The organism is Roseibium sp. M-1, from assembly GCF_054515675.1.
This window is the reverse complement of sequence record NZ_CM137257.1, coordinates 3,666,682-3,692,276: the sequence shown is the minus strand read 5'-3', so window position 1 is coordinate 3,692,276 and position 25,595 is coordinate 3,666,682. Positions and strand designations below refer to the sequence as shown.

General features: G+C 56.5%; 24 protein-coding genes. 10 read left to right on the top strand and 14 right to left on the bottom strand.

Annotated features, from left to right (window positions below):
• Positions 1–5 precede the first annotated feature (5 nt).
• Positions 6–758 (top strand): hypothetical protein, encoded by a 753-nt coding sequence (locus ACX3M4_RS16650; protein WP_459354121.1) that lies wholly within the window; start codon positions 6–8, stop codon positions 756–758.
• Positions 759–765: 7 nt separating this feature from the next.
• Here the strand turns inward: ACX3M4_RS16650 and ACX3M4_RS16645 are convergent, their stop codons facing one another.
• Positions 766–1,521, bottom strand: a complete 756-nt coding sequence (locus ACX3M4_RS16645) for a hypothetical protein (RefSeq protein ID WP_459354120.1) — start codon at positions 1,519–1,521, stop codon at positions 766–768.
• Positions 1,522–1,886: 365 nt separating this feature from the next.
• Here ACX3M4_RS16645 and gmd point away from each other — a divergent pair, with 365 nt between their 5' ends.
• Both gmd and fcl read left to right on the top strand, forming a co-directional pair.
• Positions 1,887–2,948 carry a GDP-mannose 4,6-dehydratase gene (gene gmd, locus ACX3M4_RS16640; protein ID WP_459354119.1) on the top strand — a complete coding sequence of 354 codons (1,062 nt, stop codon included), beginning with the start codon at positions 1,887–1,889 and terminating at the stop codon, positions 2,946–2,948.
• 1 nt (position 2,949) lies between these two features.
• Positions 2,950–3,879 carry a GDP-L-fucose synthase gene (gene fcl, locus ACX3M4_RS16635; protein WP_459354118.1) on the top strand — a complete coding sequence of 310 codons (930 nt, stop codon included), beginning with the start codon at positions 2,950–2,952 and terminating at the stop codon, positions 3,877–3,879.
• Between the two features lie 144 nt (positions 3,880–4,023).
• On the opposite strand, the gene ACX3M4_RS16630 is transcribed toward fcl, so the two are convergent.
• The 8 genes from ACX3M4_RS16630 to ACX3M4_RS16595 form a co-directional block, all read right to left on the bottom strand.
• Positions 4,024–4,845, bottom strand: coding sequence for an alpha-1,2-fucosyltransferase (locus ACX3M4_RS16630; protein WP_459354117.1), 822 nt, complete (start codon positions 4,843–4,845; stop codon positions 4,024–4,026).
• Positions 4,846–4,932: 87 nt separating this feature from the next.
• The gene (locus ACX3M4_RS16625) at positions 4,933–5,688 is read right to left on the bottom strand and encodes a glycosyltransferase family 25 protein (protein WP_459354116.1); all 756 of its coding nucleotides are present in this window, start codon (positions 5,686–5,688) and stop codon (positions 4,933–4,935) included.
• Positions 5,689–5,754: 66 nt separating this feature from the next.
• Positions 5,755–6,519 (bottom strand): DUF268 domain-containing protein, encoded by a 765-nt coding sequence (locus tag ACX3M4_RS16620; protein WP_459354115.1) that lies wholly within the window; start codon positions 6,517–6,519, stop codon positions 5,755–5,757.
• Positions 6,520–6,596: 77 nt separating this feature from the next.
• Entirely contained in the window at positions 6,597–7,259 is a 663-nt protein-coding gene (locus tag ACX3M4_RS16615; protein WP_459354114.1) for an O-methyltransferase, read from the bottom strand.
• A 294-nt stretch (positions 7,260–7,553) separates the two neighbouring features.
• A complete protein-coding gene (locus tag ACX3M4_RS16610) occupies positions 7,554–8,555 on the bottom strand; it encodes a hypothetical protein (protein ID WP_459354113.1) in 1,002 nt (333 codons plus the stop codon).
• 194 nt (positions 8,556–8,749) lie between these two features.
• Complete coding sequence (locus ACX3M4_RS16605; protein WP_459354112.1) at positions 8,750–9,748, bottom strand: hypothetical protein; 999 nt, start codon at positions 9,746–9,748, stop codon at positions 8,750–8,752.
• A complete protein-coding gene (locus tag ACX3M4_RS16600) occupies positions 9,730–10,614 on the bottom strand; it encodes a hypothetical protein (protein WP_459354111.1) in 885 nt (294 codons plus the stop codon). The genes ACX3M4_RS16605 and ACX3M4_RS16600 overlap by 19 nt, the downstream gene beginning before the upstream one ends.
• Before the next feature lie 371 nt (positions 10,615–10,985).
• Complete coding sequence (locus ACX3M4_RS16595) at positions 10,986–11,744, bottom strand: FkbM family methyltransferase (protein WP_459354110.1); 759 nt, start codon at positions 11,742–11,744, stop codon at positions 10,986–10,988.
• Between the two features lie 313 nt (positions 11,745–12,057).
• Here ACX3M4_RS16595 and ACX3M4_RS16590 point away from each other — a divergent pair, with 313 nt between their 5' ends.
• The gene (locus ACX3M4_RS16590) at positions 12,058–13,038 is read left to right on the top strand and encodes a glycosyltransferase family 10 domain-containing protein (RefSeq protein ID WP_459354109.1); all 981 of its coding nucleotides are present in this window, start codon (positions 12,058–12,060) and stop codon (positions 13,036–13,038) included.
• Between the two features lie 135 nt (positions 13,039–13,173).
• Here ACX3M4_RS16590 and ACX3M4_RS16585 read toward each other — a convergent pair whose 3' ends face one another.
• From ACX3M4_RS16585 to ACX3M4_RS16575, 3 genes are all read right to left on the bottom strand, one after another.
• Complete coding sequence (locus ACX3M4_RS16585; RefSeq protein ID WP_459354108.1) at positions 13,174–13,995, bottom strand: FkbM family methyltransferase; 822 nt, start codon at positions 13,993–13,995, stop codon at positions 13,174–13,176.
• 108 nt (positions 13,996–14,103) lie between these two features.
• Positions 14,104–15,171, bottom strand: coding sequence for a glycosyltransferase (locus tag ACX3M4_RS16580; protein WP_459354107.1), 1,068 nt, complete (start codon positions 15,169–15,171; stop codon positions 14,104–14,106).
• Positions 15,161–16,108, bottom strand: a complete 948-nt coding sequence (locus ACX3M4_RS16575; protein ID WP_459354106.1) for a glycosyltransferase family 2 protein — start codon at positions 16,106–16,108, stop codon at positions 15,161–15,163. Before ACX3M4_RS16575 ends, ACX3M4_RS16580 begins: the two co-directional genes overlap by 11 nt.
• A 172-nt stretch (positions 16,109–16,280) precedes the next feature.
• Between ACX3M4_RS16575 and ACX3M4_RS16570 the strand changes: the two genes are divergently transcribed.
• From ACX3M4_RS16570 to ACX3M4_RS16550, 5 genes are read left to right on the top strand one after another with little or no spacing between them, the layout of a single operon-like run.
• Positions 16,281–17,909, top strand: a complete 1,629-nt coding sequence (locus ACX3M4_RS16570) for a long-chain fatty acid--CoA ligase (protein ID WP_459354105.1) — start codon at positions 16,281–16,283, stop codon at positions 17,907–17,909.
• Positions 17,899–18,717 (top strand): SDR family NAD(P)-dependent oxidoreductase, encoded by an 819-nt coding sequence (locus ACX3M4_RS16565; protein WP_459354104.1) that lies wholly within the window; start codon positions 17,899–17,901, stop codon positions 18,715–18,717. Before ACX3M4_RS16570 ends, ACX3M4_RS16565 begins: the two co-directional genes overlap by 11 nt.
• The gene (locus ACX3M4_RS16560) at positions 18,718–19,221 is read left to right on the top strand and encodes a MaoC family dehydratase (protein ID WP_459354103.1); all 504 of its coding nucleotides are present in this window, start codon (positions 18,718–18,720) and stop codon (positions 19,219–19,221) included.
• Complete coding sequence (locus ACX3M4_RS16555; protein ID WP_459354102.1) at positions 19,215–20,201, top strand: NAD(P)H-dependent flavin oxidoreductase; 987 nt, start codon at positions 19,215–19,217, stop codon at positions 20,199–20,201. The genes ACX3M4_RS16560 and ACX3M4_RS16555 overlap by 7 nt, the downstream gene beginning before the upstream one ends.
• Positions 20,202–20,210: 9 nt before the next feature.
• Positions 20,211–21,446, top strand: coding sequence for an acyl-CoA dehydrogenase family protein (locus ACX3M4_RS16550; RefSeq protein WP_459354101.1), 1,236 nt, complete (start codon positions 20,211–20,213; stop codon positions 21,444–21,446).
• Positions 21,447–21,469: 23 nt separating this feature from the next.
• On the opposite strand, the gene ACX3M4_RS16545 is transcribed toward ACX3M4_RS16550, so the two are convergent.
• Positions 21,470–21,946 carry a hypothetical protein gene (locus tag ACX3M4_RS16545; RefSeq protein WP_459354100.1) on the bottom strand — a complete coding sequence of 159 codons (477 nt, stop codon included), beginning with the start codon at positions 21,944–21,946 and terminating at the stop codon, positions 21,470–21,472.
• A 266-nt stretch (positions 21,947–22,212) separates the two neighbouring features.
• Here ACX3M4_RS16545 and ACX3M4_RS16540 point away from each other — a divergent pair, with 266 nt between their 5' ends.
• Positions 22,213–23,247, top strand: a complete 1,035-nt coding sequence (locus tag ACX3M4_RS16540) for a phosphotransferase family protein (RefSeq protein WP_459354099.1) — start codon at positions 22,213–22,215, stop codon at positions 23,245–23,247.
• A gap of 197 nt (positions 23,248–23,444) precedes the next feature.
• On the opposite strand, the gene ACX3M4_RS16535 is transcribed toward ACX3M4_RS16540, so the two are convergent.
• Positions 23,445–25,553: a 3-hydroxyacyl-CoA dehydrogenase NAD-binding domain-containing protein gene (locus tag ACX3M4_RS16535; RefSeq protein ID WP_459354098.1), complete on the bottom strand. Its 2,109-nt coding sequence runs from the start codon at positions 25,551–25,553 to the stop codon at positions 23,445–23,447.
• Positions 25,554–25,595: the final 42 nt, after the last annotated feature.

Sequence of the window (25,595 nt, the reverse complement as noted above, 5' to 3'; positions counted from 1 at the left end):
CTTTTATGGACGAATATCAGCTCAAGAATTTCCTGAAATTCGCCCCGGCCAGACTGGGGCTGGCAAGGAAGAAGCACCTGCTTGTCCACATTCCCAAGAACGCCGGGATGGCGCTTCGGGAAGCTCCGGAACTGGAGGGTCGGATCGTGCTGGCCAACCGGCGCCGCCTCAAAAGCAAGGCCTACGCGAACGGCCTGCTGGAATTCATGAAATCCCGCGGATTCCATCCAGGTTACGAGCATGCCCGCCTGCGCGACATCGACCTGTCGGTCCGCGCGGGCACCGTGCCTTTTGCCGTGGTGCGCAATCCCTGGGCCAGAACCTTTTCCCGCTACAAGTTCTACCTTCAGACAGGCGGCGAGGTTCTGTCAAAACAGGAGCTGTCGCAGGAAGGCTTCGAGGCGTTTCTGGAGACGCGGCACGAGTGGGGCCCGAAGGACTACTTCTGGCACAGGGCGTCGCTGGGCTGGTATCCGCAAGTTGATTATGTGGTCGACGAAGCAGGACGGATTTCCGTCGACATTCTGCGTCAGGAGCATCTGACCGAGGAAATCGCCAAATATTTCGGAGTTTCCGGAACCTTGCAGAAAAAGAATGTCTCCCGAGGTTCCGGAGCCTCCTACAGGGAATTCTATTCAGCCAATTCGATCCGGATCGTCGCGGACTGGTATGCCGGCGACATCGAGGCCTTCGGTTTCGATTTCGACACCGCTGCTACGAAAGGCAGCTATTTCCCGTCGTCCGGAGACGCAACCTGACAATGGCCTAAACGCCAGGCTCGCCGTTTCGGTTCCAGATACTGTTTCCATCGACAACCGATTTGGTGATACCGTGCGCGTCCCGGTGGGTGCGCCCGATATCGACCGCAACATATTCGCGGCGGGCGCCGATGAAATGGTTGCGGAAGCGGGCGGTATGGGTATTGAGCTCCGGGTTGAGATAGTTCAGCTGCTTTTCCGGATCCAGGCCATCGTCCATCAGTTCTGCACAGCGCTTGGCAAAGGCTGTTTGAACGAAGCTCGGGCTGGTCGTGAAGATCGGCCTTTTCTTGTTCAGACCTTTGCCGAAGTCTCTGCCGAGGAAGACCTTCCGGCCGGGTTCATAGTGAAAAACGGACCTGTTGCCCCAATTTTTCTCCCGCGTCATCAGGCTTACCTGGGTGACCTTCCGCTTCTGCGCCGACCGGAATTCCTCTGCGCGAACCTCGCGGCTCAGCACCCAATCGTCCTCAAGGTGAAAGAACCAGTCTGCAGCCGGCTGGCTCCACAGCCACTTGACGGCTTTGGTGAAATGCGAGCTGTCGGGTTTCCGGGCGACGACGACGGGAAAAAACTCCTTGCAGATCGTTTCGCAGGCCTCAACCTCGATTTGCCCGCCCTCGAACGGATCGATGTTCACATAGAGCGACCGGACGGCAAAGTTCTTGAACAGTTTCGAAGAATAGTCTTCCAGTGTCTTCTTAAGCAGTTCAGGGCGCGCGCCGGAGATAAGCGTTACGTCTATGCTGGTTTTGTCGGGCATCGGGACCTTAAGAAATGGCGATATTGCTTAAGGGCGCAAAAGCTCGTCGGCCCCGCTAATCCGGCTCCTTATGCCAAAACCAACCGGGTTTTTCCAGTTCAATTCCATGGCGAACGAGGAGAGCGGCCTCCGCGAAAAATCGAAATCGACGTGCGCTGAACCTTTTCGGTCATCATGCGGGCCGGGATCGCTTTCAATTGGAAAACGGAGGCTTTATAAGGCGGCAAATTCGAAATCCGTTTCCACGTCGTGCCGTCGATTGTGCGGGGCTGTTGTCTCTGCTTCGTCCGTTGCGGCCGGGCGGATTGATTGATTGTCGGACGAGACGTGAACAGCTGCACAGGCAGCGAAATGGTGCAAAAAAGATGCAAAAAACAGCCCTCATCACCGGTGTGACAGGACAGGACGGTGCCTATCTTGCGCAACTGCTTCTCGACAAGGGCTATATCGTCCATGGCCTAAAGCGCAGATCGTCTTCGTTCAACACCGGCCGGATCGAAGACATCTACCAGGACCCGCACGAGGAGAACCCTCGCTTTTTCCTGCATTACGGCGACATGACGGATGCAACCAACCTGATCCGCATCGTCCAGGAAACCCAGCCGGACGAAATCTACAATCTTGCCGCCCAGAGCCATGTTCAGGTTTCCTTCGAGACGCCGGAATATACGGCCAATGCCGACGGCATCGGCACCCTCCGGCTGCTCGAAGCCATCCGGATCCTCGGGCTGGAAAAGAAAACCCGCTTCTATCAGGCCTCGACGTCCGAGCTCTATGGCCTCGTACAGGAAGTGCCGCAGCGCGAAACGACGCCCTTTTATCCGCGCAGCCCTTATGCCGCCGCAAAGCTCTATGCCTACTGGATCGTGGTCAATTACCGCGAAGCCTATGGCATGCATGCGTCGAACGGCATTCTCTTCAACCACGAAAGTCCGCTCCGGGGCGAAACCTTCGTCACCCGCAAGATCACCCGGGCCGTGGCTGCCATCAAGCTCGGCAAGCAGGAAAAGCTCTTTCTCGGCAATCTGGATGCCAAGCGCGACTGGGGCCATGCACGGGAATATGTGCGCGGTATGTGGCTGATGCTGCAGCAGGATGAGCCGGACGACTACGTGCTGGCAACCGGAGAGACCACGCCGGTGCGCACCTTCGTCGACTGGGCCTTCGCCGATGTTGACATCACGCTGGAATGGCAAGGCGAAGGCGTCGACGAAAAAGGCATCGACGCGTCGACCGGCAAGGTTCTGGTCGAGGTCGACCCGCGCTATTTCCGCCCGACCGAAGTCGATCTCCTGATCGGCGACCCGGCAAAGGCGCATCAGAAGCTCGGCTGGCGGCACGAGACGCCGGTCCGCGATCTTGTCAGCGAGATGGTCCGGCAGGATCTGCTTGTCATGCAGTCCGACGTCGTCGCGAAAGGCGCTTGAGATGGCGCGCTACGATCTCAAGGGCAAGCGCGTCTGGGTGGCAGGACACCGCGGTATGGTCGGCTCGGCGCTTGTCCGGCGCTTGGAGCGGGAAGACTGCGAGATCCTGACCGTCGGCCGCGACGAGGTCGACCTGTGCGACCAGGCCGCGACATCGTCCTGGATTGCCCGGGAAAAACCGCAGGCCGTCTTCCTGGCGGCAGCAAAAGTCGGCGGCATCCTCGCCAACAATACCCGCCCGGCGGAATTCATCTATGAAAATCTGATGGTCGAGGCGAACGTCATCCATGCCGCCCATCAGGCCGGCGTCGAAAAGCTGGTGTTTCTGGGGTCGACCTGCATCTATCCGAAAATGGCTCCGCAACCCATTTCGGAAGACAGCCTGCTGACGGGGCCGTTGGAGCCCACCAACGAGTGGTACGCGATCGCCAAGATCGCCGGCATCAAGATGTGTCAGGCCTACCGGAAACAATATGGCTGCGACTTCATCTCCGCGCAGCCGACCAATCTTTATGGCCCCGGCGACAATTACGACCTTCAATCCAGCCATGTCCTGCCAGCGCTGCTGCGCAAGGCGCATGAAGCCAAGGCTGAGGGACGCGATGTTCTGGAAGTCTGGGGCAGCGGCAAGCCCCTCCGGGAATTCCTCCACGTGGACGATCTGGCCGATGCGGTTGTTCATCTGGCGCAGACCTATTCCGGAGACCGGCCCGTCAATGTCGGCTCGGGCGAGGAAGTCAGCATCAGGGAACTCGCAGAACTGATCTGCCGGACTGTCGGCTTCGAGGGCAAGGTTGTCTTCGATGCCAGCAAGCCTGACGGAACCCCGCGCAAACTGACAGACACGACGTTCCTGACATCCCTCGGCTGGAAACGCGCGCGTTCCCTGGAAGAGGGCGTCGCTGAGACCTATGCGGCGGCGTTTGGGTGATGAATTGGGCATTGCCGGCGGTCACAGACAAAAATCTGATGAACCGCCCGGTTTGCCCTTTTTCTCCTATTGATTGGGCCGATGTCGATCTGGATGTGATAGAACGAATACACCGCGCAGGATCCGGTAAGGGCCGGCAGCCAGTCAGAGACGTTCCCATCTGCCGGGAACGACGTCTCTTGCGTCGAGATCGGGCGATCGGAACCATTGCGCAGGGGCGATAACGTGCTTGCCGCCCCCTGGGTTCAGCCACGCCCCCCACCAGCTGAACGAACTGTTGGCGACAATGTGCGAACGGCAGGCCGCCATGAGGTGCATGTCCTGGACGTCTTTCCCGTCCTGCTGGGGTTCGACGAAGGACATCGAGGGATGGGACGGTAGGTTCTCTATCGCCCATGCAATGTCGTCGGAAAAGACGAAGAAGTCGGGCTTGTTGTATTTGTCCGCCATTCGCGCCATCGCGGCGTCGTACCAATCCGGCTCGCAGGTTCCGTGGGTGGCATTGGCCTTGGGATTGGACACGTAGTCCCCCCGTCGGACATGGACAGAGACGGCTACCGTCGACGTCTTGATTTTCGACAGAACAGCAAGCCGTTGAGGCGTGAAATCCGACTTCAATGTGAAGTCGGATCTGATCACATCGGCAATGTCGTCGAAGTATTTTTCGCTTTGCCAATATCCGTTCAGGTAGGCCGGTGTTTTCAGCGCCTTGATGTGCGATTTGAACGGCAATCCGTCTTCTTCGACATCAACACAGCGCGCAGCCGGCACTAGGGCACGCACAAAGGCCAGGGACCCGTAGTTTTTTCGGATTTTCCGTTCCCATTTCCCGAGCGGTGCCGCCTTGATCTGGAACTGGTTGAGTTCGTAGTCACGGAGTTTGTACTTTTGCAAACCCGACAGATCGAGTTTGAGCCTTTGCCCGCTGGAAACCGCCAATGATCGCCCCATGGCGTATTGAAACATCTGGTTTCCAACACCGCCGATTACTTTTGCAATGATCACAGACTTCCAAGCCTCAACTCTAACGAACCGGCATCTTTTTGTAGTTCTTCAAAGTCCGTGACGTTTTTTGTAAAGGCCGCGTAACACATTGTCACGCAGACGAAAAAACCTGCGCCTCAGTGGAAATCGCCTGGATCTCTTGGAGCGGGGACCGCGACCGACGCCCTGCCAGATGTCGGAGTTCTCAGGTCCAGGCGCCGTATGGGTCACCGACAACGGAAAGATGCCGAAGGATCCAACGCCGTGATCCCAGTAGCGGTCGATCAGACAGTCAACCGGCTCGAACCAGATCTCGGCCTGCCGGACAAATCTTTCCGCAGCCCAAGGTGAAAGTGCATACGCGGAGCCCCCTAGCGGGCTCTGCAGGAAACGAACGATCTTCTGTCCAGATTCGAAAGTTTCACACACCAGTACGCTGCGGTCTTTATGCGCGGACAGCCGGAGCAAACCGTATTCTGTGACTTTTTCGGCGGCCAAAAAGCACGAAGACACAAAGCCTTGGCTTACCGCAATATCATCTTCAAGGATCAAAATCGGCTTGTTTGCTTCAAAACATGTTTGCCAGTTCAAATAGTGGCTTGCAAAGCAGCCCAGTTCACCCGGCGTCAGATCAAACCCATACCTGATTTCCGCCAGCTTCGGATCGTACCTTTTAAACAACGGGTGCGGCGTCGTCCGCCCGTCAATTGCTTCAAAAAAGCGAAACGGCAGACCCAAGGGCTCCAGGACACTCTTCATCCGCTCCCGGCGCTCTCGAGATTTCTTCAGGTTAATGACGACGATATCGAGCTGGTGTTCGGGCATACGTATCTTTCACCTAAAGCAGGAAATTACACGTTGCACATGAAGAACTGCGGACAAATTGACCTATTAGAGTTTCGTAAAGGTATAGATGCCGCATCCGTATCTCAGCTTTCCTTCGGGTTCATCTAGATCGGCATTTAGATGCAACTGGCCCTCATCGTCTACGTAATCAAAATTCTTGAGTTCAAGGCTATTCTTTATGAAGTCATATTTTGTGATGGATTTCGGGTGAAATACGCGATGCGCGTTGAAATGTACCTGGTCCGACTTGCCGATTGGAAAGCTCACATAAAGTGTCCCTTGCGGTTTCAGCAGTTTCACTATGTTCTGAAGTCCTTTGATATGGCCGTTCACGTCAATCGTATCGCCGTAGCGGCCGAGTCCGAAATGCTCGAGGGCATGAAGACAGGACACAGAATCCGTCTGAGCCTCTTCTACATCTTTCATCAGGTCAGCTTGCCGGAAAATAATGTTTTTGTGCGCGTTAGGCGGCAATGGGCGCACATCGAGAACTTCTATCTCTCGAAAAACAGCAACGTGTGCCACAAACCCGTCGATGCGGGAACCGATGTCTATGTGACGATCTGGTTTCGCTTCGTATATGTAGCGGGCAACGAGTAAATCTTGATGAAAATACTGACCGCTCGCAACGCCAGCGTTATCTTCGTAGTCATCCAAAATCGGCCATTCGCGATCTATCTTGCCGCCTTGCGCTTGCCATAGTTTTTTGTGCTGTAAGTATATTGGTCGAAGTTTCTTGTTTTTTTCGATCTCATATATTCTAAACCCGAGACGATGAAGAATTTTCTTAGTTTTCTTTCTCAGACCCATCGCGTCCTCTTAGGTTCGCTTCGAAAGCAGAATCTTCCAATAACTACAATGCTTCCCATCTCAGTCACTAGATTTCTCTAGCTTTCATGCCAATTCTTTAGCACAAATATGTCGTGTTCAACGTTCCAAGAGAGACCGTTGTCTCGTGCCCAGTCAACCAAAAAATTTCTCGTTGGATATTCAGTTGGTGTTTCGCCGTTTGGAAACAGTCTAAAATCGTCAATTGCAATCGTGATTCGTGCTTCAGAAGGCAACAAGATTGACTTGATGTGCTCTAGCTCTTTGACAATAGGTGTATCTTGTTCACCCTTTCCGGTCGAAGTGCCAGAATAGTGACCGTCAAGCCAGAAAAAGATGTCTTTTTCTCTATACCTAGGCAAAAGTTCTTGAAATACTAGACTACTGTCTCCCAAGATACATTCAACACCTTCTTCGGTTAACCATGAGTTCGCCAGATCAAATAGCGGTTTATAGACTTCGATCGTTGTAACCGTGTGACCTGCACGGCTCATCGCCTGAGCGGTCTTGCCCTTGAATGTACCAGTTTCAATAAAATGTTGTCCGGAAGATATCAGTCTGAGTAGAACGCGTTTCTTAACAAAAGTGGGAGAGGGAGCGCAATAGTCTTCTTTTGACCACTCATAGACAGGTGGGATCTCCTTTACGTTGATCGGATTTTTCTTAAGAAAGCGCCTAAGTTTTCTGCGTTGCTTCATGGTATCGATTATATTTTTCAGCATTCGGTTGAAGCATCCTAAGGTATTGGAAGTGCGACTATTTACCCCTTAAGGTAATCGGCAAGAATCTAACGGTGACAGACCGATCTAGTGAGCGTTTATAGCATGCGGACGATTTTGGCAACAAAATCTGTGTTGCAGTACTGCGCTGGTAAATTTGCCGGAGTTCAGTAAATCATTGTGATCAGTAACTGAAGTGGTTCTCCACCGACCTCTGCCGCGTCTGTTTCAGGTTCGCCATCTATCCAGGATAGATTGTGTTATGGACAGTATTAGTGCAGTGGACGAGGAACGCGATTATGCTCGTGTGATCCACCAGACAGCGTCTTCCGCCGGTGTGGCATTTGGGCTACTTGCGACGAAGATTGCTTCATCTGGATAGTTCATCATTTGGTTCCGCTGTTCATCGGTATTCTTCCAACTCCCAACGGCTATGTAGTCGTCGGGTAAGGCATTCCAGACTGTTACACGCTTAATTTGACTTAAATTGCGATAAGCAAAGCCGCTGTCGCCAAAGACATCAACACTATCGATGTCGCAAGAGAGCAAACAAACACCTAGTCCCATCGTTCCATGACCAAACGCAAGCTTGGTTGCCGAGAGTAATGTGCCGATATCGTCATGAAAGCTGCCAGACTGCATCGTCAGCGGCACGCCAATTTCCAGCGCGTAGCGTTCCAAGCCTGACACGCAAGGATTGCGGCGATCCTCAAATACGACGTAGAGCTTGAGTGAGGCCCGGTGCTCCAACTCAGCCTGGATCAATCGCCGATAAAACGCCAAAGGCGGCTGGACGTAGCCGGGATGTGGGGAAGCCGAAAAAATGTCCCCGCTTCGAATATGGATGACGAGCTGATCATCAAATTCGCCAAATTTGGTTGGAAAGGTCAGCAAAGGTTTGATGTACTGACGCAACACAGAACTGCGCATTGAGTGCCCGCAACTGAGCACGTCAAATCTCGGGCCTGAAAAGAAATCGCTTTTGAGTGAAGGACCAATCTTGGAGAGATCCCAATCGTACGGTAGCAGGGTTAAATCGTCGTATTCAACCGGTTGTTCTATCGGGATCCAGCTGAGTTTTGGAAGCTGAACGAAACGGAGGTCAAGAAGCTTGGCAAGTAACAATGCGTTGGCGATCTGGAGCAAGTTATTGCCAAATCTGCCGTAACCGATGACTGAAAGTGCGCATATTCGCTTCTGCTCCTTGCCGTGTCTAAAATATAGGGAGCTTGTGTCAATTTGTGTGGCGGACTTGGAAAAGAAACGGCGTAAAGGTTTTGGAATATAACTTTTTTTCATAACACACCGATTTGTTTAAGAGGGTTGGCGCACTGTTTAACGGCGTCCAAGAATTGTCCGTTTGGGGTTTGCGCAACCTCGCCTCCTGATGAGGCGTTTATACCCTACAAAAGGTTACCCACCGAGCCGGTCCATAGCCGAGTCGTCCGATCACAGCATCTTTGAACAATACAGATTTGAGATAATTCACGTACTTATTTTTCGAGCGAAGACATGAATTCATCGATTGACATGAGCACGCTTGGGCGCGGGTTCTTACCATTTATCAGGTCCGCCCAATATGAAAGCCTAAGCTTGTCGAAATTGTACCTGCCTGATATGGCTTTTTCCAGTTCAGTTTCCAAGCGGCTGGGTGTAAAGTCTGACCACTTTTGTAGGATGACGACAGGCAGATCTTCATAAAGGGGGTCCAGAGAGCTTGTCTTGACAACCGGTATAGTGCCGAGCAGCAGTGCTTCCCACGTACGATGACAATCAAGTCCTTTACCAAGAGGACTTAGGGTGAATGCAAAATTGGTGTTCAGCTTCCAGCTGACCTCTCTTTCCATGAAATCCGGCTGAAAATGTGTGAGCTCTCGAGGAAACTCTTCAAGGCACTCCTTACGATCACCGCGTTCTGCGGCAAAATGCCAATTAGAAAATGCCTGTTTTCGTCTTTCGGAAAGGGGGGCTGAGGCGAGAGCAATCCGGAGAAGGCGATCTTCCTGAGCCACCGGTGTGAGCTGCGCTCCCCATTTATTGCTCGCGCCACCAGGTTCAGACGATGACAATGTGTGGAAGTCAATTCCCAAAGGCAGATGCTTTAGTTTGGCGTGTTTAAAATCAAGGTTTTGCGCGTACCACGTCGACAAAAACGGATTCTCGAGAAGAGTGTGAAGAACGTTGACTGGTATATCCCGGTCGTTCACCGACAAAGTGGAATCTCCGGTCACAAGGACAAAGGGTGAGCGTATGCGTTCGAGATGCCGATCAGCGAAGCGAGGCAACATTTGCACTGTGAGATAGATTGATCCAATTCGCCCCTTCAACCGCCGCCTGAATTCCCTTGGCAATTTTCGCATACCGGAACTCGGATCGGAAACGTGCGTCTTGGTCGATTTTAGTATGCCGCGGGGCGAGATGAACTGGCAGTGCTTTTCAGAAGTCGGATTAGCGCAATAGCCAAGAATCTCTCTTACGCGCTGAAAAAACATTTCATCACCCGATCCGTCATACGACTAACACGTGACATGAATCTTTCTAACTTTCTGCTAAGAATCGATTTGTCTGGAGTATGTAGCTCGGTTCCATTTGAATTTATCCAACCACAATCAATATACAATTTTCCGCCACGAGCCCTAACTTCCGCGTTGAAAGCAACATGTTCGCAAATCTGATTTCCGTTGTCGTCTAAACCAACATATTTGCAGCCTTTAATCGCAGCAAACCGATAAAGTCCCATTCCTCCAAATGCACTTTCCACTTCTATAAATCCACCGTCTTCAGGAAGCGAAAATCTGATTGAGGTGATGAAAGTCTTAATTGCCTCATCTTTGCTCATCGATTTCGGGCGATTCCGGACTTTCTCCCAAATGTCGTATGAGCAATAATTAGGATGACGCAGCGCCCAAAGATCGTAGTAATCAAGCCTTTGATTTGCAAAAAGTCCGGCCCAATCTTCGGTGTCCTCAAAAACGTACTTTGAGATCCTATCCGCATCTATTTCCTTATTGACTCCATCCAAATCTAAAAGAAGCAAAAATGTGTCATCTGGATCCTTTGTTAATTGATCCGCGATTTCGAGTATTCGGTTGCGTAATACAGCGAGTCTGTCAGTGCGTTTGGCGTGAACTTTGCAAATATTGTCGTAATGTTCGACAAAGCAGTTCGTTCTCGCTCGAGCGAACTCGGATAGAATCCTTTTGCTTTTGTCCACTGAATCATTCTCTATAAAGATAAAACTGCTTTCATTAAAGCGTTCAGCCAACTTTTCTAAATTGTTAAGAAGAAATGGGAGGCTATGGGCGCAATCTCTGACCAAGCCTGCAATTACAATGTGTTTTTCAGACCGCTCCAACATTTCTCCTCAGTCCGTCGCTTATCATTAGGTGTTCCAACAAGTAACGTCCTTGTTAGCTAATGAAATTCCAGTAGGGGCCTCAGTTCACATGGTGGCATAGATTGTGGCCGGAGGGCAGGCGCCCCCAATGAGAGGTTAGAATTGCATTTAGTAACGGGCAATGTCGACCAACTGTTTAGCCCGCCGATAACTTCAGGCCCCGTTGCGTGAAAATTGGTAACTCGGGAGTGCAGTTGTTCATCATCGAGTCCCGCATCGTGACGAGATACCATAGATCATTGTTCGTCATGCAAGACCAAACAAAGGAAAGATGCAAGTCTATTGTAGCTGCAATACAGCGAGCCTCATAGATCGGTCCGCAGTTCGGAATGTTAGCATCTTTTTGCAACAAAATTGCTTATTAAAAACACTTCAAGATCTTCTTTGTATCGCTTTATTTTTGTGTGACCGAAAGGCGTCAATCTATAAATTTCAAAACGATGTTCCGTAAAGAAATTCCAAAAGTCTCGAAAAAAGACTCTAGTGTCGATGTTAGTGCCACCGAACTCAAATTGGATTAAGTTGATGTGTTGCATCGCCTCGCCGAATCCACTTAAAACATCCAGTTCGTGACCTTCTACATCAATTTTGCAAACATCAATTTCGGCTCGTCCCAGATCATCTCTCCAGTAGTCTTCGAACCGTAACGTTTGGACGGTGGAACTGGAGGAAAAATCAATCGAGTGGTGGTCTAGATTTCGTTTTGTGAGGCTTGCCAACCCGGAACCTGGTTTATCAAAAAACAGGGTGGCCGTTCCATTTTTCGATGACAATGCAAACGGTTCAATTGTGACCTGACGTCCTGTGAACTCTTCTCGAAGAATTTTTAAATTGGTCACAGAAGGTTCAAAGATTATCACTCTGATGTCTGGCGAAGTTTCTAGTATAGCGTTGGTATAGCTACCTTTGTTCCCCCCGATGTCTACGACAAGACTTATTTTTTTTTGGTCGGCAAGATTGAAAATTTGCCTGACTTCGGAGGCTACGGTATGGGCACCCCAACCTTTGCCTCTGTAGTATGCACAGATCTTTTCGATCTTTGATAAATGTCGCTCGGCCAGTTTGTTTAGGCGCTGGTTTTGAGGGAGCATGGGTCACCAAGACTGTTTTTTAGGTCGCTTCCCACAATGGGGCGACTCAGTAATAACACGGTTATCCTCGTGCGCCAGTCATCTTGCGCGCTGATCAACTCCTATCTCGTTATGTGGAGTGCCGTACTGATGCTCTTAAATGAGTAAGCGCCACCAGACCGCGTATGCCTTTATTGCCCAGACCCACTTCGCGACGAAGGCCTCGCTTTGCAAGGCTTTAAGTTGGAGCTTTGTTAACGCCAGCCTATCATTAAAGGATGTACCTGTGAACTAGCTGGATGTTCGCACAATCTGGCCGATAATGGAGAGTCAGTTGTTAATTGCTGGGTTTACGTCGTCCTCAAAAAATTGGCACTGGGATCGTCAGTTTCCTGCATTAAAACCGGTCTGGGACGAAGTCGAATTCGTTTTTGAAGGCGATTTCCGGACGTGTGATATTGTTTTTGTGTATGACGGGATTCAGGAAGACCTTTGTGGAAAACTGAAGGCCAAAAGATCTGCTTTTATCGCGGGTGAACCTGAAAGTGTGAAGACATACAATGGTGATTTTCTCAATCAGTTCGATTTTGTTCTGACAACAGATCGTTCCACAAATCACCCAAACGCTTCTTACGGTCAACTCGCCTTACCGTGGCATCTAGGCGCATGGAGCGCATCCCATGAACTGCTCGATAAGCCCATGCAATATGATGACTTTGTCGATTGGCGACCGGAAAAAACCAAAACCCTGTCGGTTGTGTCTTCCAATAAATCGTTCACGGAGGGACATCGAGTCCGATTGGATTTTGCGATGCGGCTCAAAAAATACTTCGGTGACGAAATAGATTTATTTGGCAGAAATATCAGGAGCTTCGGCGATAAAATGGAGGTCTTGAGAGATTATAAGTATCATGTAGCAATTGAAAACAGCGTTTTTAAGGATTATTGGAGTGAAAAGTTGGCAGATACGTTCCTGTCGTTAACCTATCCAATCTATCACGGGGCTCCGAATATATATGAATACTTTCCAAAGGGCGCATTGTCGAGAATTGATATAAATGACGCAGAGTCTGCCATACGAACAATTCGAAATATTATTGAATCGGATGTGTACGATAACTCAATGAAGTATATTGAAGAAGCGAAAGAGCGAGTGCTGAAGAAATACAATATATTTAACGCACTATCGAAAATTGCAAAGAGTATGTGTGAAGAGAATTATAGATCACGCGCAAAAGTATTGGCGTCGGAAAGGTTTTTCATTAGAAACAGGCGAAAACTCTATCGAGAGTTTAGATTGCTGACAGGTCTATAGTTCGTCGGGAACGCCATCAAAGTGAAATGATCAAATATTTATGTAAAGCCGACACGGGATCCACACCATTCAACCGGGCGCAATCAGAAATCCAAGTTCAAGTCGAAAAGGACCGCGCGCAATCAAGATGCTCTTTCAGTGGTCCGCGACGAAACGTGCCGTGAGGCGATTGGCCGTCACCCTGTCGAACTTGAACCCGCGCGACATGAGGAATTGGCAGACAGCCGGTAGCGTGGACTCCTTCGCGAGGCCGCGTTCGGGCCCGCAGTCGACACAAACATACTTGACTCGCTTCAGAGTGTTCACGGCTCCTTTGAGGATTTCCGGTTCTGCGCCCTCACCTTCGATCTTCAGAAACTTGATGTCGCTGATGTTGTTTTCGCTGCAATAGTCATCAAGCGTTGTCGTTTCGACCCGTCTGACCGCTTCGTAGCCTGAGAATTCGATTAGCGAGGAATCCGCAGTGTCGGATTTTTCATAAAAACTCAGTATTGTCTTCTCATGCCATAGGGCCAGCGGTGCACAGGTTCCTTCAGGATTGTTGAGCCTGCAGCAGCTGATTTCGTCGCGACCCGGTTCGAATGCAATATACTTGACCTTTTTGCCCAAGAGCCTGAACCCTAGGCCGATCTCGCCTATGTTGGCGCCGCAATCGATAAAAACATCACCCTCTGCTATGTCTTCCGGATCGATCAGGTAATCCGCAATAAGGTCTGTCGTCCGCCGTTCGATCCCGGACCTGTAAAATCCTACTCTTCTTTGATGAAGTATAGATATTTGAATTTTGGCTTCGTCTGTTACGACGATCTTGCCATCCCTTATCTCTGTCGTGACCTTCCATGGGTTCTTGCCATTCAAGATACGGCTGGCAGATGCATAGAGATTGAAAAGCGTTGAGAAGAGTTTTTCGTCCTTCTGGCTGAAGATATAGTTGAGAAGTCTTCTTTTCTTTTTCACTCTTCGGCTCCGCTTCAGATTGGCTCTTGTGCTTATCGATTATTCGGTATCGAGGTACACGTCGAACAAGGTCAGTCAAATCGCACAATTCGGGCTACCGGAAAGCCCTCACATCGCATCAGGGTAAGCCAAGTCTGCATATTGCGCACAGATGATGTCTTCCAAATATCGCGTCTTCAAGTGGGAGTTCGCTTCTTCTTGGAGGCGTTCGCCCACCATCCTGTTTCCAGTCAGTGACTCCACATTCCCCACCAACCCCTCCACATCCCCACAGGGCGACAACAGCCCCGTCTTGCCGTGCTCGATCAGCCAGCTCGGCCCAGGCGAGGCCGTCGCTACCACGGGGAGGCCGGCGTTCCAGCCTTCCAGGACGACGTTGCCGAGCGGTTCCTCGTCGGCGGGGCAGACGAGGATGTCGGCTGCCTTGAGGAAGGGCGAGGGATCGCGCTGCCAGCCGAGGAAGTGGACGCGACCCGAGACGTTGAGGCGTGCGGCGAGGGCCTTCATGTCGTCCATCAGTTCGCCGTCGCCGATCAGCCAGGCGTGGATGTTTTCCGGCAGACGCGCAATTGCCTCGATCATCAGGTCGAAGCGCTTGCGCGGAACGAAACGGCCAAGATGAATGAGGACGGTGGCATCCTCCGGCGTGTTGTAGTCTGCCCTGTTCACCGGTTTCAGGTCTTCGGGCAGCGGATCGACGAAATTGCTGATCACGTGGGCCCGCTCCGCCGGCCAGCCCATCTCGATGGCCTGACGGATGATCTCCGGTGTGTTGCCGATGAGGTCCTGAACGTTGCCATAGGTGTGGAAGCCGTCCGGCCAGTCGCCGAGGCGCAGGAAGGTGCGCATGTCCGGCCCGGGCTTCGGCAGCCATTTGCTGGCCGGGCTCATCCAGCCCATGGTGGCCTTTGCACCAAAATTGCGGATCTGGCGGGCGATATGCCAGCGGACGAAATGCCGCTTGATGTGCGACCGGCTGAAGGTCAGCTCGCGCACTTCGCAATGTTCGGCGAGTTCGTCGCGCCAGGGCCTGCCCGGCTTGATGAAGGCGATCTGCTGAATGCCGCGCTTTGCAAAGGCCCTGGAAAGACGCACGAAAAACCGCTCGGCGCCGCCATCGACGCCAAGATGGATATGGGCGAGTTTCTTCGGCGGCGACAAGGAATCAGTTGCCATCGATCACGTCATAATAATTATGCGCCCGGCCCATAAGGCCACGCAGGTTGCCGGAACCTTTCATCAGGCGGACGAGGCCGTAGTAGAAAAGCTTCTCGCCGCGCTTTTTTGCAAAAGGCTGCAGCACGAAGCCGACGACGGTCGCCAACAGGCCGAACAACATGCGGCGGAAGCTTTTCGGAATGAAATGCAGCGCTGCCTTCAGCCGTCCTTCGCGCAGCACGATGTTGAAGGCGCCGGAGGTCGCCGCCATGTGCATGCGGCTGAGCAGGCGGCCAGTGGTCACGCGCGAGGCCGGGATATCCTCTTCGACGAAGGCATCGTCCACCCAGATCATCTTCGCCCCCGCCGCATGGGTGCGGCGGAAGAAATCGATGTCCTCGCTGCCGAAGGTCAGGCGCTCGTCGAACCTGAGGCCCAGGCCGTCCCTGGAGATGATACGGCCACTCAGGAGCACGTTGTTGGTCGGCGCCTCGGTAATCACCGTGCCTGTCGGCCGCGGCTTCAGGAGTTGCGACTTCCACCAGTGCGGTGCCGGCTTTTCGTAGATCCGGCGCACCGGCCCATTGGCGACTTCAGCGTCATGTTCCTTGCAGGCGGTCAGAAGCTTCTCGATCCAGTCCGGCTCGGCGCGTTCGTCGTCGTCGATCAGGGCAACCCAGTCCGGATTATGCTCCAGGGCTGCATCCAGCGCCCGGTTGCGGGCAAAGGGAATGCCCCGGCGCTTTTCGTGATGAAAGAACACCGGCAGCGAGAGACGCGCCTTGACCTCAACCGCCGCGGCCCCGGTGAAATGGGGTTCGGGATCGTTTTCCACAACAACGACCTCCATGTCCGTGTTTTCGGGTTCGGTCAGGTTGTCGAGGCTTTGAAGGCACGCCTGCAGCATTTTCGGCCGCTGCGCGGTGCAAACGGCGATGACCAGTTTCTGGGTCATGAAGGGATCTCAATCGTTCCAATCGGATTGGGGCAGGGTTTGGCCCATGTCCCCGCCGCTGTCAAAGGGTTTCGGGCGTTTATAGCCTTCCCAGCACGTGAACCGCGCGCTACGTTTCCACTTCAACCCTTTGAAGGACCGTTCAAAGCGGCCGTGTTCTGGGAGGAAACACATGAAGGGACTGATGATGCACCGTCCGCTGAAAATAGCGGACATCATCACCTTTGCGGCGGACACCTATCCGCATGGAGAGATCGTCTCGGTACGAACCGAAGGCGATATTCACCGCACCACCTACAAGGAAACGGCCGGCCGCGTCGCGCAGCTCGCCCATGGTTTGAAAGCGCTTGGTATCGGGGAAGGCGACCGGGTCGCGACGCTCGCCTGGAACGGCTACCGCCATTTCGAGCTTTATTATGCCATCTCCGGCATCGGCGCGGTCTGTCACACGATCAATCCGCGCCTGTCGGCGGAACAGATGATCTATATCGTCAATCACGCTGCGGACCGGCTGCTCTTCGTCGACATCACCTTCGTGCCGATTGTCGAGAAGCTGCAGCCGCATTTCCCGGCGGATCTGCGCGTCGTCATCATGACGGACCGGGCGCATATGCCCGAGACGTCCCTGGAAGGCGCGCTCTGCTACGAAGAGCTTCTCGACGGACAGCCGGCAGGGATGGACTGGCCGGACTTCGACGAGAACCAGGCCGCAGGTCTCTGCTATACGTCCGGCACGACGGGCAATCCCAAGGGCACGCTTTATTCGCACCGCTCCACGGTGCTGCACGCCTTCAGCATGTGCGTCACCATTCCGAAAGTGCTGTTCGAGGGCTCGCGCATCCTGCCGGTCGTGCCGCTTTTTCACGTCAACGCGTGGGGCTTGCCCTACGGCGCGCCGATGTCCGGCACCAGCCTGATCTTTCCGGGTGGGGCACTCGACGGCAAGAGCATCTTCGACCTGATGGACCGGGAAAAAGTTTTCTCCGCCTGGGGGGTGCCGACCGTCTGGATCGGCCTCATGAACGAGATCCGCCAGCGGGGGCGCATTCCGGACGGCTTCGGCGACATCGTCGTCGGCGGGTCAGCCGCCTCGCGCTCGCTGATCGAGGCGTTCGAGAAGCAGGGCGTCAATGTCTGCCATGCCTGGGGCATGACGGAGATGAGCCCGCTCGGCACGCAAGGAAACCTGCCGCCGGACATGGCGGACCAGCCTCTGGACAAACGCATCGATCGCAAGCAGAGCCAGGGCCGGCGGGTCTTCGGCGTCGATCTCAAGATCGTCGACGATGCGGGCAACCGCGTGCCGCATGACGGCAAGACCCCTGGCCATCTTTATGTGCGCGGCAACACCATCACCTCGGGCTATTACGAAAACGAGGAAGCCACGCGCGCCGTCTTCGACATGGAGGGCTGGTTCTGCACGGGCGATATCGCCGCCATCAGTCAGGACGGGTTCCTGACGATCACCGACCGGTCCAAGGACCTGATCAAATCGGGCGGCGAATGGATCTCGTCGCTGGACCTGGAAAACATCGTCATGTCGCATCCGGGCGTTGCCAATTGCGCGGTCATCGCCGTTCCTGACGCCAAATGGGATGAGCGCCCGCTGCTGATCGTGCAGCCGCGCGATGATGCCCAGCCCCGGAAGGAAGAGATCCTGGGTCTTCTGGCTGATAGGGTCGCCAAATGGCAGGTGCCGGACGATGTCGTCTATGTGGATGCCCTGCCGATGACGGCGACGGGGAAGGTCTCCAAGTTGACCTTGAGAAAACAGTTCCCGGAGGCACCGCATGACGCCTGACAAGTTGTTCGGTCTTGCCGGCAAGACCGCGCTGGTGACGGGCGGCGCGACCGGCCTCGGCCGGATGGCAGCCGAAGGCCTGGTGGCAGCCGGAGCCCGGGTGCTGATCGCCAGCCGCAAGGAAGCCGCCTGTGCCGCCGCGGCGGAAGATCTGAACGCGCTCGGCTATTCCGGCAAGGCGGAAGGGTTCGCGGGCGACGTCTCAACCGAGGACGGCATCGCGGCCTTGGCGGAGGAAACCGGCAGGCGCACGGCAAGGCTCGACATCCTGATGAACAATGCCGGCACCAGCTGGGGCACGCCGCTGGGGCAGTTTCCCCATCATGCCTGGGAACGCGTGATGCGGGTCAATGTCACCGGCCTCTTTCAGTTGACCCAGAGCCTGCTGCCTCTTCTGGAAGCTGCCGCCAGCGACGACGATCCCGCACGTGTGGTCAATGTCGGCTCGGTCATGGGCGAGACGGTGCATGGAGACCGGGCCTACAGCTATGCCGCTTCCAAGGCGGCCGTGCATCACCTGACGCGGATACTCGCTAAGGAACTGGCGGAGAAGCGGATCACGGTCAATGCGCTGGCGCCCGGCCCTTTCGTCAGCAACATGACGGCTTTTGCGACGGCGGACGAGGATGTCCGGGCGCGGGTCGGGGCTCAGGTGCCGCTCGGCCGCGTCGGACGGCCGGAGGACATAGCCGCAGCGCTGCAATATCTCTGCGGCCGGGGCGGCTCCTATGTCACCGGCGCCATCCTGTCGATCAGCGGTGGCATCAATGTCGAGTCGGGTCCGGACCTCTTCCAGGAGGCCTACTGAGTGAGTGCGGGCACCCTGACACGTTCGCTCCGTGTGACGGATTTGAAGGCTCTGGTCGGACTGGAAGTCGGCGTTTCTTCCTGGATTACGGTCGACCAGGCCAGCATTGATGCCTTCGCGGAGGTGACCGGCGATCACCAATTCATCCATGTCGATCCGGCAAGAGCGACGGAAACGCCCTTCGGCGGGACGATTGCGCATGGATTTCTGACCCTGTCGCTGCTCTCGGTCATGGGTGTCGAAGCCCAGCCGAAGATCGCGGGCGCGACGATGGGCATCAATTACGGTTTCGACAAGGTGCGCTTTCTGGCGCCGGTCAAGGTGGGCAGCCGGGTGCGCGGTCGGTTTACGCTCGCCAGGCTGAGCCAGCCGAAGCCGGAAGAAGTCGATCTGACCTGGCAGGCAACGATCGAGATCGAGATCGAGGGCGGCAAGCGGCCTGCGCTTGTCGCCGACTGGCTGAACCGGTTCTATCTGGAAAGGGAGACTGACGCGGCATGCTGAAGGCGAGAACTCTTCCCAAGGCGCTGCAGGGTCTGCGGCTGCCCGCGGTCGCGGCGCCGCTCTTCATCGTCTCCTGCCCGGCGCTCGTCATTGCCCAGTGCAAGGCGGGCATCATCGGCAGCTTTCCCGCATTGAATGCGCGGGACGAAGCTGGCAGCCCCGTCATGCTGGAAGCCTGGCTGAAACAGATCACCGAGGCGCTCGACCGGCACAATCAGGATCATCCGGACCGGCCGGCGGCGCCCTTTGCGGTCAACCAGATCGTCCACCGCTCGAACGAGCGGCTGGAGCGCGACATCGAGATCTGCGCCCGCTGGAAGGTGCCCGTATGGATCACGTCGATGGGTGCGCGTGTGGAGGTCAACGAGGCCGCCCATGCCTGCGGCGGCATTGCGCTGCACGATGTCATCAACAACACCTATGCCAAGAAGGCTGTCGAAAAGGGCGCTGACGGGTTGATTGCGGTCGCCGCCGGGGCGGGCGGCCATGGTGGCCCGCAATCGCCCTTCGCGCTTGTTCGCGAGATCCGGGAGTGGTTCGACGGTCCGCTGCTGCTCGGCGGCGCTGTCTCCACCGGGGAGGCGTTGCTGGCAGCCCGTGTTCTCGGTGCCGATTTCGGCTATGTCGGTTCGCCTTTTGTGGCGACGGACGAGGCGAATGCGGACCCCGTCTACAAGGAGATGATGGTGGCCGGCGGGGCTGAGGACGTGCTGACGTCGTCACTCTTCACCGGTCATCCGGCCAATTACCTCAAAGGCTCTCTCCGGCGCGTCGGGCTCGATCCCGAACAACTGCCGGAGGACTGGGATGTCAGCGTCATGCCCGACGACAGCCCCAAGCCGAAGGCCTGGCGTGAGATCTGGGGCGCCGGGCAGGGCATCGGCGCGATCAAGTCGGTGGGGCCGGCCGCGCTGGTCGTTGACCGCATGGAACGGGAATACAGGGCGGCCGTCGAGCTGCTGCGCAATGAAATCTCTTAGGGGGGTCTGATGGATCTTGGAATGACCGACCGGGTGAAGCCGCTGATCGAGCGGGTGCGCCAGATGGTGGAAACCGAAATCGCGCCCCTCGACCACGAGTATCACGAGGAGGTCGGCCGCCACCCTTCCGGCGACCGCTTCAAGATGACGGACCGCCAAATGGAGATCCTGAACGGACTCAAGGCCAAGGCGAAAGAGCGGGGCCTCTGGAATTTCTGGCTGACGGACAGCGACAAGGGCTTTGGCCTGACGACGGTGGAATATGCCTATCTGGCGGAGGAAATGGGTAAGGTCGGCATCGCGGCGGAAGTCTTCAACTGCAATGCGCCGGACACCGGCAACATGGAGGTGCTGGAACGCTACGGCACCGACGCGCACAAGCAGCGCTGGTTGAAGCCGTTGTTGGAGGGTGACATCCGCTCCGCCTACCTGATGACGGAGCCCGACGTCGCTTCCTCGGACGCCACCAACATTGCGCTGACGGCTGTCAGGGATGGCGATCACTGGGTGCTGAACGGCGACAAGTGGTGGGCGACCGGGGCGGGCGATCCGCGCTGTGCGCTCTATATCGTCATGGCCGCGACGGACCCGGAAGCTCACAAGCACAGCCGCCATTCCATGTTCCTGGTGCCGGCAGAGGCAGACGGTATCGAGGTGCTGCGGCCGATGCATGTCTTCGGCGCAGATGACGCTCCTCACGGTCACATGCATATCCGGTTTACGAATGTGCGCGTGCCGGCGGAAGACCTGGTGCTGGGCGAGGGCCGCGGCTTCGAGGTGGCGCAGGGGCGGCTTGGCCCGGGCCGCATCCACCACTGCATGCGTGCCATCGGCCAGGCGGAAAAGGCGCTGGAGATGCTCTGCAGGCGGGCGATGACCCGTGAGGCCTTCGGCAAGCGGCTGATGGATCTCGGCGCCAATTACGACATCATCGCCAATGCGCGCATGGAAATCGAAATGGCAAGGCTGCTGTGTCTCAAGGCCGCCTGGGTGATGGACACGCAAGGCACGCGCGCCGCCCAGCCCTGGATCAGCCAGATCAAGGTGGTGGCACCGCTCACGGCACTGAAGGTGGTGGATGAGGCCATGCAGGTGCACGGCGCTGCCGGCATCAGCCAGGATTTCCCGCTAGCCGCCATGTGGACGCATCTTCGAACCCTGCGCTTCGCAGACGGTCCGGACGCTGTCCATCGCCGCCAGGTGGCGCGGACGGAGCTCCGGAAATATTCCAACGGGAAGCTGTGATGGATGAGCCTCCTCGGCTTGCCTCAGGGAATGTCGACCACAGGTCCGTCCCTCCCCACATCCTCATCCTGAGGAAGCGCGCAGCGCTGTCTCGAAGGATCGGCGGCAAACTCCGGAGCAAGCGGCCCATCCTTCGAGACGCGAGCAAGCTCGCTCCTCAGGATGAGGTGCGGAGAGTTGAGGCGGCCGGTATTAGCCAGGATTTCCCACTGGCAGCCATCTGGACGCATCTTCGAAACCTGCGCTTCGCGGACGGAGCTCAGGAAATATTCCAACGGGAAGCTGTGATGGGCCAGGGTCGCTTCGCAGCCGGGTGTCTCCTCCTTCACGACCTCATCCTGAGGAAGCGCGCAGCGCTGTCTCGAAGGATCGGCGGCAAACTCCGGAGCAAGCGGCCCATCCTTCGAGACGCGAGCAAGCTCGCTCCTCAGGATGAGGTGCGGAGAGTTGAGGCGGCCGGTATTAGCCAGGATTTCCCACTGGCAGCCATCTGGACGCATCTTCGAAACCTACGCTTCGCGGAGGGAGCTCAGGAAATATTCCAACGGGAAGCTGTGATGGGGAGGACCTCCGGACGTGCCCTACCCACCACCCTCATCCTGAGGAAGCGCGCAGCGCTGTCTCGAAGGATCGGCGGCAAACTTCGGAGCAAGTGGCCCATCCTTCGAGACGCCGCTCGCGCGGCTCCTCAGGATGAGGAAGGAGCAAGTTGCGCGACAGGTCCGAGGGGTAGGCGTGGCCGGTTGGCCAAAGGGAGTTCCCCCTCATGACCGGCAGCTCCGATCTTGACCTCACAGCCCTGACTGGCTGGCTGGAGCGGAACCTGCCCGGGTTCAAGGGCCCGCTCAGCGCGGAGAAGTTCAATCGCGGCCAGTCGAACCCGACCTTTTGCCTGACAGCAGCCTCCGGCACTTACGTCCTGCGCCGCAAGCCGCCGGGTGTGTTGCTCAAATCAGCCCACGCGGTCGACAGGGAGTTCCGGGTGCAGAAAGCGCTGGCCGGCTCGGAGGTCCCGGTTGCCCGGATGCATGTGCTTTGTGAGGACGACGGTGTCATCGGCTCGGCCTTCTACATCATGCAACGTGTCGCGGGACGCAACTTCGACGACCCCCGTGTGCCTGGTGTCGACCGGGAAACACGGACAGCGCTCTATGGCGAGATGAACCGGGTTCTGGCGGCCATCCACGCCCTGGATCTGGAGGCTCGCGGCCTTGCCGATTTCGGTCCCACCGGGAATTACTATCGCCGCCAGATCGACCGCTGGACCAAACAGTACCGGGCGAGCGAGACGGAGACCATTCCGGCGATGGATGATCTGATCGGCTGGCTGGACGCAAACGTGCCTGAAGACGACGGGCGCCGCACGCTCGTTCACGGAGACTATCGTATCGACAATCTGCTCTTTGCCGGGGACGGTCCCGCCTGCGTTGCCGTGCTCGACTGGGAACTCTCCACCATCGGTCATCCCTTTGCCGATCTCGCGGCCCTCATCATGCAGTGGCAACGGCCACCCGGCACGGAGGGGCGGGGACTGGCCGGTGTCGACCGGGCAGAGCTCGGCATACCGGAAGACCAGGCCTTCATCGACGCCTATTGCACCCGCATGGGCCTCTCGGGCATTCCCGATTTCGGCTTCTACCTCGCCTTTGCCTTCTTCCGCATGGGCGCAATCCTGCAGGGCGTCAAGAAACGGGCGCTGGACGGCAATGCTTCCAATCCGGAGCTGGGATTGAAACTGGGAGCAAGCGTGCCGGACTATGCGGCCGGCGGGCTGGAGGCAACACGGGGACCAAGCCGGTAACTGCCTGAGTCACCCCGGACAAGCGAAGCGCAGATCCGGGGCCTACTCGCCTGTCAGCTTGCAATCAGCGTAAAGGTCTTGCGTAAGAACCGTGGAGCGTCGCGGAACATTTCTTGGCCGCTCTGGAAATGAGTAGGCCCCGGCTCGTCGCTTCGCTCCGTCCGGGGTGACGCCTCACATGCATCGCAGGCTTCCGCCTACCCGTTCATCTCCCCGAATGTCCCGCCGCTTGCGGCCATTTTCCGCAACAGCGCCGGAACCTGCCAGTAATAGGCATCTTCCGTCGCATAGTCTTCGATCCGCTTGACGAGTTCCGCCGCGCCGATTGTGTCTGCGGTATGCATGGGGCCACCGCGGAAGCGGGGGAAGCCGTAACCGTTGAGGAAAACGGCGTCGATGTCGATGGGGCGGAGCGCGATGCCCTCTTCCAGGACGCGTGTGCCTTCCGCAATCATCGCCGTCATGAAGCGGCTGACGATTTCCTCCGGTGTGAAGCTGCGCGGGGTGACGCCGGCCCTGGCGCGTTCCTCATCGATGATCGCAAGTGCGTCCGGGTTGGGCCGTGGTCCCTGGTCGTCATAGATGTAGAAGCCCTGACCGGTCTTGCGGCCGAACCAGCCGTTCTCGCAAAGACGGTCCGCGATCGGGATATAGCGTTCCTCGGCCGGGCGGGTGGCGGCGCGGCGCTTGTTGGCGGCCCAGCTGATGTCGAGACCGGCAAGGTCGGCGACCTGATAGGGGCCCATGGCGAAACCGAAGCCGCGCATGGCGGTATCGATTTCTTCCGGCGAGGCGCCGTCCATCATCATGTAATCGGCGGCCTTCTTGTAGAAGGTCATGATGCGGTTGCCGATAAAGCCGTCGCAGACGCCGGAGCGCACCGCGATCTTCTTGAGTTTGCGTGCCAGCGCAAAACCGGTAGCGACCACATCTGCACCGGTCTTCTCGGCGACAACCACTTCCAGCAGCCGCATCACATGGGCGGGCGAGAAGAAATGCAGACCGATGACGTCCTGAGGACGCGAGGTCGTGGCCGCGATCTCGTTGATGTCGAGGTAAGACGTGTTCGACGCCAGCACGGCACCCGGCTTGCAGACCTTGTCGAGCGTACTGAAGATCTCCCGCTTGACGCTCATCTCCTCGAAGACCGCTTCGATGACAAGATCCACATTTGCGAAGGCCGAGAGATCCGTCGAGGTACTGAGCTTGTTCGCCAGAATGTCGTCGCGCGATTCGGCCGTCAGCTTGCCGCGCTTCACCGCGCCTTCAAGGTTTGACGTGATGGTCTGAACACCGCGGTCGAGGCCGCCCTGGTCGCGCTCGGTCAGCATGACGGGAAGGCCGGCCAGCAGGGTCGCAGTCGCGATGCCGGATCCCATCGTGCCGCCGCCGATGACGCCGACGGAGTTGATGTCACGCGCCTCTGCCGATGCTTCCGGGATCTTGGTGACGGCGCGTTCGGAGAAGAAGGCATGGATCAGGCCTGCGCGTTGCGGGCTTTTCATGCACTGCTCATAAAGACGGCGTTCTTCCTTCATGCCTTCCAGAATGGGCAGGTGGCAGGCTTCGACCGCATCGACGCATTTATGCGGCGAGAACAGCAGCGGCTGGCTCTTTGCGAGTTTTGCGCGCATCGCGTCGATGGCGGCTGCATCCGGCTCGGCGGTGAGGTCGCCGGTCCGGCGGTTTGGCAGTTCGCCGTCTTTCAGATCCTGCGCGGCGTCCAGGGCAACCGTGCGCGGATCGCCGTCTGCGATCCGGTCGATCAGGCCGTTCGCAAGGGCTTCCTCCGCCGGGACCTGCCTGCCGCTGGTTATCATGTCGAGCGCGGTGGCGATGCCGGCCAGGCGCGGAGCGCGCTGTGTGCCACCGGCGCCGGGCAGGATGCCGAGCGTGACTTCCGGCAGGCCCACCTTCGTGCCCTTCAGGGCCACACGGGCATGACAGGACATGGCGACTTCCAGTCCGCCGCCAAGCGTGGTGCCGTGCAGGACGCAGACGATGGGCTTCGTCGAGCTTTCGATGAAGTTGCAGAGTTCCGGTAGCCACGGGTCGAGCGGCGGTTTGCCGAACTCGCGGATATCGGCCCCGGCGATGAAGGTCCGGCCCCTGGCATAGAGCGCGATGACGTCGACGCCGTCCGCTCCCTGCAGGGTCTCGACGGCCTGCCACAGGCCGGAGCGCACTGCATGAGAGGCTGCGTTGACCGGAGGATTGTCCAGTGCGATCAGGCCAGTGGTTCCATTGATCTCGATGGACACGACGTCGTTTACGGCGGTCTCGCCGGCAAGCGTTTCTGTTGGCATGAAGTCCTCCCAGGGCCGCTCTCGTGTCGGCGTTTGCGGCTG